Source organism: Enterobacter sp. BNK-18, assembly GCF_047456135.1.
Taxonomy (GTDB): Bacteria; Pseudomonadota; Gammaproteobacteria; order Enterobacterales; family Enterobacteriaceae; genus Enterobacter; species Enterobacter ludwigii.
Genome location: NZ_CP179899.1, coordinates 2801435 through 2815875 on the forward strand (window position 1 = coordinate 2801435; position 14441 = coordinate 2815875).

The following is a 14441-nucleotide window of genomic DNA, read 5'->3' on the forward strand; positions in this document are numbered from 1 at the left end:
TATTGCCCTCGCCCTCTCCCACAGGGCGAGGGCGAGGGAGTGTCCAGGCCGGGTGGAAGCTACCACCACCCGGCACTGCTCACAGTCGGGAAAAACCGCCGTCCTCACGCCATCCGGCAAGCCGGGAGTAAACCTCTTCGACGGCCTCTTTCACCGGCGGCGTCATCGGATAATAAAACCCAACGATGTCCGGCTGAATACCCAGAAACAATACCTCACCCACGTCGTCTTTAATCTGATCGACCAGATAGTTCAGCGGCATATTGTGGGTGGTCATCATAAACATCTCGGCGATGTCATCGGGATCAATCAGGCGGGTTTCCCCCGGATTAAGTCCCATATCGGTTGCATCCACAATCAGCAGCCTGTCCGGGTGCAGCTCACGGATCGCCACCACATCGTTTTCCGGTGCGCTGCCGCCGTCAATAACCACCCATTCGCCCTGCGGATGCGCGGCACACATTTGTGCAAGCAGCGGGCCCGCGCCGTCGTCGCCCATCATGCTGTTGCCGACACACAGTAAAACATCAGTCACGTAATCTCCTCACCATCAGGTAGATGGCACTCTCCTGATGAATATCATGCAGCATGCTGAGCAAAATTTTGCTCCAGGCCTGCTGCTGCGGGGTTTGCACGCTCAGCGCGGCGTCGAAAGCACTGGCGAGCATCGCAATGTGGTTGGCGTCGATAACGATCTCACCGTACTTCGGCACACCCTCCATTTTGCGGCGCGCCGTACTGCCCTCCTCCAGCGTGGCGATCCACGCCAGATAGTCAGGCCACGGGCAGCTTAATGCCGTTTCGAGACAATCTATCACCCCGAGGTGATGCCCAATGGCCAGGCTGTAATAGACCACCTGCTGCGCCGCATCCGGCGTGGCATCGTTCTCATCAATAAACTTACGGCTCAGCTGACTGAACACCACCGTTTCACTCATCGGATACGCGCCTCTTCCACCACCTGATTCAGGTTCGCGACAATCTCATTAAGACGAGGATCGTTTTCCGCCTCCAGCCAGCGCGTGACCTGATGATCGCCCTGGCTCAGCAGACGCAGATAATCGTCGGCAATCTGGCGACCATAGCGATACCCCGCGAGCCGGCGCGCTGTGCGATCGACCTTCACGCGCAGCGGCTGCACCATATCCGGGTGCAGAATTGCGGCAGCCTGGTTGTCGCGTTCACCCGGTTCACGGGCATGTATTTTCTGCTCCAGCAGCCCGAGCGCCATGGCAAAACCGTACAGCGTGGCCGCAGGCGTTGGCGGACAACCGGGAATGTAGACATCCACCGGAACAATTTTATCGGTGCCACCCCAGACGCAGTACAGGTCATGGAAGATGCCGCCGCTGTTGCCGCAGGCACCGTAAGAGATACAAATTTTTGGATCCGGTGCGGACTGCCAGGCACGTAATGCTGGCGATCTCATGGCACGGGTAACGGCACCGGTAAACAGCAAAATGTCCGCATGACGCGGCGAAGGCACCACTTTAATACCGAAGCGTTCGGCGTCGAACAGGGGCGACAGCGTGGCAAAGATCTCAATCTCACAGCCGTTGCAGCCGCCGCAGTCCACGCGGTACACATAGGCCGAACGTTTAATGTTTTTCAGCAGCGAGGCCTTCATGCTGGCGATGGATTCCTCCACCGTCATCGGCACCGGAATGCCGTTAGCGTCGCGTGGGCCGATCAGGTTTTCCATCAGCTGGCCTCTCTCATATGACGGGTAATATCGATGCGGTCCGACGGCAGCAGGCATTTCTGCCGTTTGCAGTCCGGGCAGGTTTCAAAGCTTTCGCGATGATGCTCCGCGCGGGCATCACCGTTGTGCTGCAACAGCGCGATGGCGTAGTCGATCTCTTTTTGTACGGCAAACGGGCGTTTGCAGACACGGCAGTTGCAGAGCGCGAAACGCGACTGCTGCAAGAAATCCTCTTTCTTCCAGACCGCCAGCTCGTACTCCTGCGAAAGACGGATCGCCACCGTCGGGCAAACCTCCTCGCAGCGGCCGCAGAAAATGCAGCGCCCGAGGTTGAACTGCCAGGCCAGCTCGCCCGTTTTCAGATCGGTTTCCACCGTCAGGGCATTTGACGGGCAGGCGTTAACGCAGGCAGCACAGCCGATGCACTGCTGCGGGTTGTGCTCCGGCTTGCCGCGAAAGTTTTTATCGACCGGCACCGGCTCCAGCGGATAGCGGCTGGTCACCGTCCCGGTTTTGATCACTTTTTTGATGAAGGTAAACATGTTGACTCCTGCTTATGTGCTGCCTGTGCTCCGCACCCCGGATCTCTCATCAAAAAGAGGGTCAGGGTGAGGGCATCAGCCTGCACAAAATCCCCTATTTCAGCGGCGAGTTCTTACGCTCGATGCTGTAGCGCTCCAGCTCTTTGTACGGCACCACCTGGCTTTTCTTCTTGCGCACATCCACCACCGTCATGCGGTCGGTGCAGGAGTAGCACGGATCGAGGCTGCCAATGATCAGCGGCGCATCGGATACCGTATTGCCGCGCAGCATGTAGCGCAGGGTTGGCCAGTTGGCGTAGGTTGCCGCACGGCAGCGCCAGCGGTAGAGCTTCTGGTTGTCACCGGTCATGCTCCAGTGGATATCGTCTCCACGCGGGGCTTCGGCAAACCCCAGCGCGAAGCGGTTTGGAATGTAGGTGAAGCCCTCAACCATCAGCGGACCGCCCGGCAGATTATCCAGACCGAAGTCGATCATGTTCAGCGCGGTGAAGACCTCGTTGATACGCACCTTCAGACGCGAAATAACGTCGCAGCCCTGCTCGCTGTGCACGGTCATAGGCAGCAGGCCGTAGCCGACGAACGGATGATCGGCGCGGGTATCGCGGGCGTGGCCGCTGGCGCGAACCATGGGGCCAACGTTACTGAAATCGCGGGCGATTTGCGGATCCAGCCGGCCAATACCGACGGTACGCTGCTCAATGTTCGGCGTGCTGAGCAGCATATCCACCAGCTCCTGAACGTCGCGACGCATCTGCTGCGCCAGCTGGCGGGTCTGGATCATGTCATCTTTCAGCAGATCGCGACGAATCCCGCCGATCAGGTTCAGACCGTATGTTTTACGCGCCCCGGTCAGGATCTCCGCCATCTTCATGGAGGCTTCACGTACGCGGAAAAACTGCATAAAGCCGGAGTCAAAACCGACAAAGTGACAGGCCAGACCGAGGTTCAGCAGGTGCGAGTGCAGACGCTCCACTTCCAGCAGGATGGCGCGGATCATCTGCGCGCGTTCCGGCACCACAATCCCCATGCCGTTCTCCACCGAGGTGGTGTAGGCGGTACTGTGGGCAAACCCGCAGATGCCGCACACGCGGTCAGAGAGGAACGTCACTTCGTTATATCCCATCCGGGTTTCCGCCAGCTTTTCCATCCCGCGATGGACGTAGAACAGGCGGTAGTCGGCATCAATAATATTCTCGCCGTCGACAAACAGGCGGAAGTGGCCCGGCTCGTCAGACGTGACGTGCAGCGGGCCTATCGGCACCACGTTGTTCTTTTTGCTGCCGAGCTCATTGATGAACGCGTAAGTCTCGCTGTCGGTGGTCGGAGCCGGACGCTGACGGTAATCCATGCTGTCTTTGCGCAGGGGATAGAGTTCGTCTGGCCAGTCGTCCGGTAGCACCAGACGGCGCTCATCCGGAAGCCCAACCGGGACCAGACCATACATATCGCGCACTTCGCGCTCGCCCCAGACGGCGGCGGGCACGCGCGGGGTGACAGACGGGTATTCCGGTTTGTTGGGATCCACTTCGACACGCACGGTGAGCCAGCACTTCTCGCCCTGCTCCATCGACATCACGTAGTAAACCGCATAGTTTCCGCACAGCTGACGCTCGTCGTTGCCGAACAACACCGACAGCCAGCCACCCTGCTGGTAGTAAAGAAACTCCACCACTTCCGGCAGGTAGTTCACTTTCACGGTCACCGTTATCTGGTCTTTGGTTTGCCAGGACTCCTCCAGCACCACGCCCGGGAAGGCCTGGTGCAACGCGGCGAGATACTGCTGACCTTTCTTTTCTTCAGACATAAAAACTCTCTTTAATCACGCCACCAGCAAGGAGACGAACGCTAAAAATGCAAAACCAAAACCGGCCCAGGTGATGCGCGACGTCGCCACAAAACGCAGACGCGCCATGCTGTTCTCAAACAGGGCAATCACCAGCACGCCGACAAGTAGCTTGAGCGCGGCAACGACCACCGCCAGCACCAGGCCGGCCGCGGAAAAGTGCGTCATCTGCCCCCACGGGAAGAAGACACCGACAAACATCTGCAGCACCACCAGCTGTTTGAGGCTGATGCCCCATTTCAGCACCGCAAAGCCGTAACCGCTGTACTCGGTCAACGGACCTTCCTGCAGCTCCTGCTCCGCTTCCGCGAGGTCGAACGGCAGTTTGCCCATCTCGATAAACGTCGCGAAAGCGCAGGCGCAGAGCGCCAAAAGCAACGGAAGGGAACGGTCCACGGGCCAGTGATACACGGTATGAGTGATAAAGCTGATATGGGTTGACCCCGCGACCTGCGCAGCGACCCACAGGCCGAGCAGCAGGATCGGCTCAACCAGCACGCCGAGCATGGCCTCGCGGCTGGCACCAATCCCGGTAAACGGGCTGCCGGTATCGAGGCCGGCAATCGCGAAGAAGAAACGCGCGATAGCGAAGAGGTAGATAAGCGTAATGAGATCGCCCAGCACCGGCAGCGGCGACCCGACGGTGACGACCGGTAACGCCGTGGCGATGGTGAGCATGACGCCAGCCAGCACAAACGGTGTCAGGCGAAAGACCCATCCTGCCGCGTCCGGGGAAACGCTCTGACGTCCCATCAGCTTGAACAAATCACGGTACTCCTGGAGTACACCAGGCCCGCGACGGTTATGCATCCGGGCACGCGCCACGCGGCTCACCCCGGAGAGCAACGGCGCCATGGCAAATAGCACCAGCGCCTGAAGTATTGCCAGTAACAGACTCATGTCAGGCTCCTCGTGAAATCACAATCACAACCAGTACCGCCAGCTCGATCAACGCCAGTCGGCGGAACAGCACGGGCACGGCAGCGCTCTGCCAGCCCGGCACCCACCCCACCGGGTTAAGCCAGTCCCGCAGTTTCAGCACCGCGGCAAAGTTCTCTTTGACCGGCATGGCAAAGCCGTGCGCTGTGATCACCATGGATTGCTCGTGTGCGTAACCGCAAGCCCAGGCGGTACCGCGTGCTCGAGAGGAGAGGCGGTCGCGTCTGAAGAACAGCATCAGCACGAACGGCAGCAGCGGCGCGGCAATCAGCAGCAGCGCAATCATCGGCTGGGACACCGCGGTATGCGCCGTGGTGAGCGGCAGAGGAATGGCGTTACCCAACAGCGGCAGAAGCCACGGGGCGGCCACCCCGCCCGCGATGCAGCACAGCGCCAGCGCGACAACGCTCGCCCCCATCAATGCCGGTGCACAGCAGGCGTTTTCGGCCTCACGCGTGCGCGGTGCACCCAGGAAGGTCACGCCGTAGACTTTAGCCATACACATCACCGCCAGCGCACCGGTTATCGCCAGCCCAACCGCCAGCAGCGGGCCGAGCAACCGGGCGATAAACACCTCGCTCTGGCCGAGTGCGAAGAAGGACTGATAGATAACCCACTCGCCGGCAAAGCCGTTCAGCGGCGGCAGCGCAGCCATTGCCATCAGCCCCACCAGCATGCACAGAGAGATAACGGGCATTTTTTTGCCGATGCCGCCGAGTTTTTCGATATCGCGATGACCGGTGCGGAACCAGACGCTACCTGCCCCGAGGAACAGGGTGCTTTTAAACAGGCTGTGGTTGATCAGGTGATACAGGCCGCCAATAAAGCCGGCCGCAATCAGCGCCGGTTGATTGAGCGCCAGCCCGGTAACGCCTGCGCCAATACCCAGCAAGATAATGCCGATGTTCTCAAGGGTGTGGTACGCCAGCAGACGCTGGATATTGTGCTCCATCAGGGCGTACAGGCCGCCGACGAAGGCGGTGATCATCCCGGCGACCAGCAGCACAACGCCCCACCACAGCGGCGGCTGCCCACCGGTGAGCGTTATCGTCAGAATGCCGAACAGACCAACCTTCATGACAACCGTCGAGAAGAGCGCTGCGGCAGGCGCGGAGGCATGTGCATGTGCCTGTGGCACCCATCCGTGCAGCGGGATAATCCCGGCCAGCAGGCCAAAGCCGATCACGCCAAGGAGCCAGACATCATTCCCCAGCGACTGACCGTTAAGGGCGGAGAAGTCCAGCGTGCCGAAGCGCTGCCACACCAGCCAGCAGGCCAGTGCCAGCAGCAACGTGCCAAGACGCCCCAGCGCAAACCACAGTTTGCCGGAGGTGCTACAGCCCGTAAGGAACACGCCGCACAGCGCCATGATCTCGGCCATCACCACCAGCGCGCCGAGGTTGCTGGCAGTCACGGTACAGACCGCCGCGGCCATCAGCAGATTGACCAGCAGACCGTTGGGCTGAGTGTGCTGATGGCGGTGCCAGTCAATATTAAACAGGCTGATAAACACGCCGCACAGACCAAAGGTCACCAGCCAGATGGCATTCAGCGGCGTAATTTCAACGGTGTGCCGTATCAGCGGCATCACCGCTTCGACGGATTGTCCGCCTGTTAATACGAGGCCACCGGCCACCAGCGTCATCACGCTGCCAACCGCCCCGCCGATACCGGCTATCCAGCCGCTCAGGGTTTTATGGAAAGAGAAGATCAAGGCCAACACAGCGGCGGCGGCAAAATAGGCCACTGCGCTGGTAATCATCATCACCGCGTTCATTTCGCCCCCTCGTTCAGCGCCTGAAGCAGAGAAAGATCGCCGAAATCACTGTTAATGGTCAGCTCACGCTTACGTTTACTGGTGCGAACGATGTCGCGAATATTGACCAGAATCAGCGCCTTCGTCGGGCAGGTGCGCACACAGGCTGGCCCTTGTTCATCAAAGCTGCACAGGTCGCATTTGACCGCAACGGCACGCACGCCGGGAACCCAGTCAAGCAGCGTGCTCACCTTCGCCGGCGCAGGTGGCGCTGGCGGCGCTTTCGGGGAGTTGGCATTCGCCGGGATATGCAGCGGACGGCTGCCGGAAAATTCAATCGCACCGAACGGGCAGGCAATGCCGCACAGTTTGCAGCTCACGCACAGACTTTCATTCAGCTGCACCGCCCCCTCGACACGGGTGATGGCATTAACAGGACAGACTCCCGCGCAGGGGGCATCCTCACAGTGGTGGCAGAGCTGCGGCGCAGACTCTTTTTCATTACGCATGACGCGCAGGCGCGGCATGGACTGTAGCCCGTGCTGACGGTGCGTTTCCGAACAGGCCGCCTCACAGGTTCGACAGCCAATACAGACCGTCGAGTCAGCAATTACAAAACGGTTCACCGGGTCATCCTCTGGTGATAGTCATTTTTGACGAAAAACTGTCTTGTCGACACTTCTCGACACGCAATGGTCAGGCCACGTTCGCTGAGGTATTTCCATCCATCAGCTGTTTCAGGTTGACCGGGAGATCGTGTTCAACAGCGGCATACAGGCCGTTATAAACCGGCGCGATTTTTTCCAGATAGTGCTCCAGCACCTGCTGGCGATCGCGGTTACTGACGTGACCATCGACCATCCCGTCGGCCATCAGCTGCGCCTTCGCAATACACTGTTTTTCACCTTCTTTTGTTTCGACGTAGTACTCGATGGTGTGGCTGTTGAAGGTGTCTGCCAGGGTGACGTTTATCGTGAAATGGCCGAAGAGCACAAAGCGCATATCCCCCTGCGCTGCACAGCTCATGGCGTGGTGAAGACGGGCTTTTGACAGGGTGATGCCCTGAACCAGAGAGTTGCAGTAAAGGTGCCACTGCTCCTGTAACTGCTGATGGCGCTGCGCAATGTAATCCGCTTTTTCGCTAATTTCCCAAATAGTCATAAAAGGTATCCGGTTAATGGAGATAGCGGCTGTTAAGCAGATTCCATGCCAGTTTTTAATACATTGATTTTTAACCATTTTAATCAAAAGAAGCGTGTCAATCGCGTCGTGTCGACGTGTCATTTCGACAGCATTGACATCGTCACGCCTTAACAAAAATCAAGCTGGCACCGTTATTGCATTATCGGGGCAATTCATTGAGGAGGCGTCATGCACGAAATCACCCTCTGCCAGCGGGCCGTCGAGTTAATTGAACAGCAGGCGCGGGCAAACAATGCAAAACGCGTCACCGGCGTCTGGCTACAGGTCGGGGCCTTTTCCTGCGTTGAAACCAGCGCCCTGACCTTCTGCTTTGAGCTGGTGTGCCGCGGCACGCTGGCGGAAGGTTGTGAACTTCATATTGAAGAACAGCAGGCGGAGTGCTGGTGCGCGCAGTGTCAGCAATACGTCACTCTGCTTTCATCGAAGGTTCAGCGCTGTCCGCAGTGCCAGAGCAGCGAGCTTCGCATCGTGGCGGATGACGGCATGCAGATCCAACGTCTCGAAATCGAGAAGGAGTAAAATATGTGTAGTACCTGCGGTTGCGCTGAAGGCAACCTGTATATAGAAGGGGATGAACACCGTCCTCACGCCGCGTTTCGCTCCGCACCCTTTTCACCTGCCCCTCGTCCTGCAGCGGCATTAACCGGTATCACCTTCGCCCCCCAACACTCCGCTGCGGGCGACCTGCATTACGGGCATGGCGTCGCCGGTACCCACGCGCCGGGGATCAGCCAGCGTCAGATGCTGGAGGTGGAAATCAACGTTCTGGATAAAAACAACCAGATTGCAGCACGCAACCGCGCCCGCTTTGCCACGCGTAAACAGCTGGTCCTGAACCTGGTCTCCAGCCCCGGCTCCGGCAAAACCACGCTGCTGACACAAACGCTCTACCGCCTGAACGGACGCATCTCCTGTGCGGTGATCGAAGGCGATCAGCAGACGGTGAACGACGCCGCGCGTATACGCGAAACCGGCACGCCCGCCATTCAGGTTAATACGGGTAAAGGCTGCCATCTGGATGCACAAATGATTGCCGACGCCACGCCGCGCTTGCCGCTGGCGGACAACGGCATCCTGTTTATTGAGAACGTGGGCAACCTGGTCTGTCCGGCCAGCTTCGATCTCGGTGAGCGACATAAGGTCGCGGTGCTCTCGGTGACCGAAGGTGAAGACAAGCCGCTTAAATATCCGCATATGTTTGCCGCCGCTTCGCTGATGTTGCTGAACAAAGTTGACCTGCTGCCGTACCTGAATTTCGACGTGGACAAATGCATGGCCTATGCCCGTGAAGTGAACCCGGAGATTGACATCATGCTGGTGTCCGCCACCCGCGGTGACGGGATGGACGCCTGGCTGAACTGGCTGGAGAGCGAACGATGTGCATAGGCGTCCCCGGACAAATTCACGCCATTGACGGGAATCAGGCCCGCGTTGAGGTGTGTGGCATATTGCGCGACGTCGACCTGACGCTTGTCGGCAGCACCGACGAAACCGGCGCCTCACGCCTCGGTCAGTGGGTGCTGGTGCACGTGGGGTTTGCCATGAGCATCATCAACGAAGCGGAGGCCCGCGACACGCTCGATGCCCTTCAGAATATGTTCGACGTGGAGCCGGACGTCGGGGCATTGCTGTACGGCGAGGAGCGGTAAACCATGCGCTACGTTGATGAATATCGCGCGCCTGAGCAGGTGATGCAGCTGATTGAACATCTGAAAACACGGGCGGCAGGGCTGAGCTATACCGCCGAAAAGCCGCTGCGTATTATGGAAGTCTGCGGCGGGCACACGCATGCCATCTTTAAATTTGGCCTCGACCAGCTTCTGCCGGAAAACATCGAGTTTATCCATGGCCCCGGCTGCCCGGTGTGCGTCCTGCCGATGGGACGCATCGACGCCTGCCTTGAGATAGCCCACCAGCCTGACGTGATTTTCTGTACCTTTGGCGATGCGATGCGCGTGCCGGGCAAAAACGGCTCGCTGCTGCAGGCAAAAGCCCGGGGCGCGGATATCAGGATCGTGTACTCGCCGATGGACGCCCTGACGCTGGCCACCCATAACCCCGGTCGCAAGGTCGTCTTTTTCGGGCTTGGTTTTGAAACCACTATGCCCGCCACGGCCATCACGCTGCAGCAGGCCAAAGCCCGCGACATTGATAACTTTTTCTTTTTTTGCCAGCACATTACGCTCATCCCGACGTTACGCAGCCTGCTTGAAGAGCCGGACAACGGAATTGACGCTTTTCTGGCGCCGGGCCATGTCAGCATGGTTATCGGGACGGCGGCCTACGGCTTTATCGCTGAACAGTTCGAACGGCCTTTAGTGGTGGCTGGTTTCGAACCTCTTGATCTACTGCAAGGCGTGACCATGCTGGTTGAGCAGAAAATAGCAGCCCAGAGTGCAGTAGAAAATCAGTACCGCCGTGTCGTCCCCGACAGTGGAAATGTGGTGGCCCAGCAGGCGATAGCCGAGGTATTTAGCGTCGAGGGCGACAGCGAATGGCGTGGTCTGGGGCTGATTGCTGAGTCCGGCGTGCGCCTGACGCCAGCCTACCGGTCGTTCGACGCCGAAGCCCACTTCCGCCCGCAGCCGCAACAGGTGTGTGACGACCCGCGGGCCCGCTGTGGCGAAGTGCTCACCGGCAAATGCAAACCCCATCACTGCCCGTTATTTGGCAACACCTGTAACCCGCAAACGGCTTTTGGCGCGCTGATGGTCTCTTCCGAAGGGGCGTGTGCCGCGTGGTATCAGTATCGCAATCAGGAGTCTGAAGCATGAATACGGTTGAAATGGCACACGGCAGCGGCGGCCTGGCGATGCAGCAGCTGATTAACCGTCTGTTTATGGACGCGTTTGATAACCCCTGGCTGGCGGAGCAGGAGGATCAGGCCCGCATTGACCTCTCCACCCTGACCGCGCAGGGCGACAGGCTGGCCTTTTCCACCGACAGCTACGTGATTGACCCGCTGTTCTTCCCGGGCGGCGATATCGGCAAGCTCGCGGTCTGCGGTACGGCAAACGACGTGGCCGTCAGCGGTGCTGTTCCGCGCTTTCTCTCCTGCGGCTTTATCCTTGAAGAGGGGCTGCCGATGGAGACGCTCTCTGCGGTCGTCAGCAGCATGGCGCACACGGCACGCGAGGCGGGTATCGCCATCGTCACCGGCGACACCAAAGTGGTCCAGCGTGGCGCAGCCGACAAACTGTTCATCAATACCGCCGGCATGGGGGCGATCCCTGCCGACATTCACTGGGGCGCGCAGCAGCTTGCCGTCGGCGACGTGCTGATCGTCAGCGGATCGCTGGGCTGCCACGGGGCGACGATCCTGAACCTGCGTGAAGGCCTGGGGCTGGACGGAGAATTACGCAGTGATTGCGCGGTACTGACCCCGCTTATCCAGACCCTGCGTTCCCTTCCAGGCGTGAAAGCCCTGCGCGATGCGACCCGCGGCGGGGTTAACGCCGTGGTACATGAGTTCGCGGCGCGCTGCGGTCTGGGTATCGAACTCACTGAACGCGCGCTGCCCGTTAAGCCTGCCGTTCGCGGCTTGTGCGAACTCCTCGGGCTCGACCCGCTAAACTTTGCAAATGAAGGCAAGCTGGTCATTGGCGTGGAGCGCGCGGCGGCCGAATCCGTACTTGAACAGCTGCGGACACATCCTTTCGGTAAAGAGGCTGCGCTGATTGGTGAAGTGGTTGAGCGCAAAGGGGTGCGCCTGACCGGGCTGTATGGCGTCAAGCGGACGCTGGATCTGCCGCACGCGGAACCTTTACCCCGCATTTGCTAGAACCGCGCCAAAAGCGGTCAGCACTGACTTTCTCTTTTTTGCCAGTTTCTATTGGAAAGCAATATGCCGTATACACCGATGAGCGATCTTGGACAGCAGGGCCTGTTTGACATTACGCGCACACTTTTACAGCAGCCCGATCTTGGCGCGCTGAGCGATGCCCTGACGCGGCTGGTCAGGCAATCAGCGCTGGCAGACAGCGCCGCAATTGTGCTCTGGCATAGCGCAAGCCATCGCGCGAGCTACTATTCAACGCGCGACAATGGCAAAGCGTTTGAGTACGAGGATGAAACCTACCTCGCTCATGGTCCTGTCCGGCGTATTCTTTCCCGCCCGGAGGCGCTGCACTGCAATTTTGAGGAATTTCGCGAGGCGTGGCCGATGCTGGCGCAGAGTCAGTTATACCCGCCTTTCGGCCATTACAGCCTGCTGCCACTGGCGGTGGAAGGGCATATCTTCGGCGGCTGCGAGTTTATTCGTCACACCGACCAGCCGTGGAGCGAGGCGGAATACGAGCGTCTGCACACCTTTACCCAGATTGTGGGCGTGGTCGCGGAGCAAATTCAAAGCCGCGTCACCAATAATGTGGATTATGACCTGCTGAGCCGCGAACGTGACAATTTCCGGATCCTGGTGGCTATCACCAACGCGGTGCTTTCGCGCCTCGATATGGATGAGCTGGTCAGCGAAGTCTCAAAAGAGATCCACCACTATTTCAAAATCGACGCCATCAGTATTGCGCTCCGGGGGCACCGGAAAGGCAAGCTGAACATCTACTCCACCCACTATCTTGATGAGGCAAACCCCGCCCACGAACAGAGTGAAGTGGATGAGGCGGGCACGCTCTCTGAGCGGGTATTTAAAAGCAAAGAGATCCTGCTGCTCAATCTCAACGAGCAGGATGCGCTCGCGCCTTATGAGCGGATGCTGTTTAACACCTGGGGGAATAAAATCCAGACGCTGTGCCTGCTGCCGCTGATGTCCGGCAATACTATGCTTGGTGTCCTGAAGCTGGCGCAGTGTGAAGAGGGCGTCTTTACCACCGCCAACCTGAAACTGTTGCGCCAGATTGCCGAGCGTATCTCCATCGCACTGGATAACGCGCTGGCCTATCAGGAGATCCACCGTCTGAAAGAACGGCTGGTGGATGAAAACCTGGCGCTGACGGAACAGCTCAACAACGTGGACAGCGAGTTTGGCGAAATCATCGGCCGCAGCGATGCCATGTACAGCGTGCTGAAACAGGTGGAGATGGTGGCGCAAAGTGACAGTACGGTGCTGATCCTCGGTGAAACCGGCACCGGTAAAGAGCTGATTGCCCGTGCGATCCACAACCTCAGCAACCGTAACAGCCGCCGCATGGTGAAGATGAACTGCGCCGCTATGCCCGCAGGCCTGCTGGAAAGCGATCTCTTTGGCCACGAACGCGGCGCGTTTACCGGTGCCAGCAGCCAGCGTCTGGGCCGTTTCGAGCTGGCGGACAAAAGCTCGTTGTTCCTTGATGAAGTGGGTGACATGCCTCTGGAGCTGCAGCCCAAACTGCTTCGCGTCCTGCAGGAGCAGGAGTTTGAACGTCTTGGCAGTAACAAACTTATCCAGACAGACGTCCGGCTCATTGCCGCCACCAACCGCGACCTGAAAAAAATGGTCGCCGACCGTGAGTTTCGAAGCGACCTCTATTATCGCCTGAACGTCTTCCCAATCTGCCTGCCGCCCCTGCGTGAACGGCCGGAAGATATCCCTCTGCTGGTCAAAGCGTTTACCGCCAAAATAGCCCGCCGGATGGGCCGCAACATCGACAGTATCCCCGCCGAGACGCTACGTACCCTCTCCTCAATGGAGTGGCCGGGTAACGTCCGTGAACTGGAAAACGTCATTGAGCGCGCGGTATTGCTGACGCGCGGTAACGTACTGCAACTCTCCCTGCCCGAAGTTTCCCTGCCTGAAACACCGGTTACAGCCACCGACGTGGCGCAGGAAGGTGAAGACGAATATCAGCTGATCATGCGCGTGCTGAAAGAGACTAACGGTGTCGTGGCCGGTCCGAAAGGTGCCGCCCAGCGACTGGGGCTAAAACGCACCACGCTGCTGTCGCGCATGAAACGTCTCGGGATTGATAAAGAGAGCCTGGTGTAGCGTCATTCTGGCTGAGATCCCGCATGCAGGCGTTGGGATACGGTTGTCAGCGAAGCGCCTGAACGGTTACTTTTTCGGGCGATACTTTTCCGGTAATTCTGGTGCCGGGCGACGGTCATCCATCAGGTGGCGTACCGTCAGGATGGGATGACGCCATAACATGCGTGGTCCAGCCCAGCGCATCACCTGCTTCATCTCTTCGCGCCTGGCAGGCTGATAGCAGTGAACAGGGCACTGTTTACAGGCGGGTTTTTCCTCACCAAAAACGCATTTATCCAGGCGCTTATTGGCATACGCTTTCAGCGCCTGATAATGCCCCTCTTCCTGCGAAGCCTGAGGACACTGTGTTTCATACAGCGCGATCATTTTCGCGATCGTCTCTTTCTCACGTGCAATGCGTTTTCCGGACATAACGGCTCACCAGACAATAAAGTGCATTTATAATACACCTTTCAGATACTGATTTCAGGTGTTGCATTCTGTTTTCTGAAGGCTGATTCCAGTATTAAGCCCACGCCTGCAGTAAATTACTGGTATTT

Annotated in this window: 16 protein-coding genes; 6 read left to right on the forward strand and 10 right to left on the reverse strand. The window is 58.7% G+C overall.

Translation table 11 applies throughout. From position 1 onward, the window contains the following. Positions 1–79: 79 nt before the first annotated feature. The 9 genes from hycI to hycA all read right to left on the reverse strand — a co-directional run bounded on the left by hycI (position 80) and on the right by hycA (position 7943). On the reverse strand, positions 80–535 hold the full coding sequence (gene hycI, locus ACMGG3_RS13445) for a hydrogenase maturation peptidase HycI (RefSeq protein ID WP_063858412.1): 456 nt from the start codon (positions 533–535) through the stop codon (positions 80–82). After that, the gene (locus tag ACMGG3_RS13450; RefSeq protein WP_020883837.1) at positions 528–938 is read right to left on the reverse strand and encodes a formate hydrogenlyase maturation HycH family protein; all 411 of its coding nucleotides are present in this window, start codon (positions 936–938) and stop codon (positions 528–530) included. Before ACMGG3_RS13450 ends, hycI begins: the two co-directional genes overlap by 8 nt. Then, the gene (locus tag ACMGG3_RS13455; RefSeq protein WP_014171362.1) at positions 935–1702 is read right to left on the reverse strand and encodes an NADH-quinone oxidoreductase subunit B family protein; all 768 of its coding nucleotides are present in this window, start codon (positions 1700–1702) and stop codon (positions 935–937) included. The genes ACMGG3_RS13450 and ACMGG3_RS13455 overlap by 4 nt, the downstream gene beginning before the upstream one ends. Then, positions 1702–2244, reverse strand: a complete 543-nt coding sequence (locus tag ACMGG3_RS13460) for a formate hydrogenlyase complex iron-sulfur subunit (RefSeq protein ID WP_020883835.1) — start codon at positions 2242–2244, stop codon at positions 1702–1704. The genes ACMGG3_RS13455 and ACMGG3_RS13460 overlap by 1 nt, the downstream gene beginning before the upstream one ends. Positions 2245–2338: 94 nt before the next feature. Then, entirely contained in the window at positions 2339–4048 is a 1710-nt protein-coding gene (gene hycE, locus ACMGG3_RS13465; RefSeq protein ID WP_020883834.1) for a formate hydrogenlyase subunit HycE, read from the reverse strand. A 15-nt stretch (positions 4049–4063) separates the two neighbouring features. Next, complete coding sequence (locus ACMGG3_RS13470; protein WP_014171366.1) at positions 4064–4987, reverse strand: respiratory chain complex I subunit 1 family protein; 924 nt, start codon at positions 4985–4987, stop codon at positions 4064–4066. A 1-nt stretch (position 4988) separates the two neighbouring features. Then, a complete protein-coding gene (gene hycC, locus ACMGG3_RS13475; RefSeq protein WP_032680404.1) occupies positions 4989–6803 on the reverse strand; it encodes a formate hydrogenlyase subunit 3 in 1815 nt (604 codons plus the stop codon). Beyond that, positions 6800–7408, reverse strand: coding sequence for a 4Fe-4S dicluster domain-containing protein (locus ACMGG3_RS13480; protein WP_014171368.1), 609 nt, complete (start codon positions 7406–7408; stop codon positions 6800–6802). Before ACMGG3_RS13480 ends, hycC begins: the two co-directional genes overlap by 4 nt. Positions 7409–7478: 70 nt before the next feature. Beyond that, positions 7479–7943: a formate hydrogenlyase regulator HycA gene (hycA, locus tag ACMGG3_RS13485; RefSeq protein ID WP_020883831.1), complete on the reverse strand. Its 465-nt coding sequence runs from the start codon at positions 7941–7943 to the stop codon at positions 7479–7481. A 210-nt stretch (positions 7944–8153) separates the two neighbouring features. On the opposite strand from hycA, the gene hypA reads away from it, so the two are divergent. The 6 genes from hypA (at position 8154) to flhA (ending at position 13902) form a co-directional block, all read left to right on the forward strand. Then, positions 8154–8504, forward strand: coding sequence for a hydrogenase maturation nickel metallochaperone HypA (gene hypA, locus ACMGG3_RS13490; RefSeq protein WP_014171370.1), 351 nt, complete (start codon positions 8154–8156; stop codon positions 8502–8504). 3 nt (positions 8505–8507) lie between these two features. Then, the gene (gene hypB, locus ACMGG3_RS13495; RefSeq protein WP_279257793.1) at positions 8508–9371 is read left to right on the forward strand and encodes a hydrogenase nickel incorporation protein HypB; all 864 of its coding nucleotides are present in this window, start codon (positions 8508–8510) and stop codon (positions 9369–9371) included. Then, complete coding sequence (locus ACMGG3_RS13500; RefSeq protein WP_014171373.1) at positions 9362–9634, forward strand: HypC/HybG/HupF family hydrogenase formation chaperone; 273 nt, start codon at positions 9362–9364, stop codon at positions 9632–9634. Before hypB ends, ACMGG3_RS13500 begins: the two co-directional genes overlap by 10 nt. A 3-nt stretch (positions 9635–9637) precedes the next feature. Continuing rightward, the gene (gene hypD, locus ACMGG3_RS13505; protein WP_104440324.1) at positions 9638–10759 is read left to right on the forward strand and encodes a hydrogenase formation protein HypD; all 1122 of its coding nucleotides are present in this window, start codon (positions 9638–9640) and stop codon (positions 10757–10759) included. After that, entirely contained in the window at positions 10756–11766 is a 1011-nt protein-coding gene (gene hypE, locus ACMGG3_RS13510; RefSeq protein WP_032680399.1) for a hydrogenase expression/formation protein HypE, read from the forward strand. The genes hypD and hypE overlap by 4 nt, the downstream gene beginning before the upstream one ends. Positions 11767–11829: 63 nt before the next feature. Beyond that, positions 11830–13902, forward strand: a complete 2073-nt coding sequence (gene flhA / locus ACMGG3_RS13515; RefSeq protein WP_414149241.1) for a formate hydrogenlyase transcriptional activator FlhA — start codon at positions 11830–11832, stop codon at positions 13900–13902. A gap of 66 nt (positions 13903–13968) precedes the next feature. On the opposite strand, the gene ACMGG3_RS13520 is transcribed toward flhA, so the two are convergent. Then, a complete protein-coding gene (locus tag ACMGG3_RS13520) occupies positions 13969–14313 on the reverse strand; it encodes a nitrous oxide-stimulated promoter family protein (RefSeq protein ID WP_333192792.1) in 345 nt (114 codons plus the stop codon). Positions 14314–14441 lie beyond the last annotated feature (128 nt).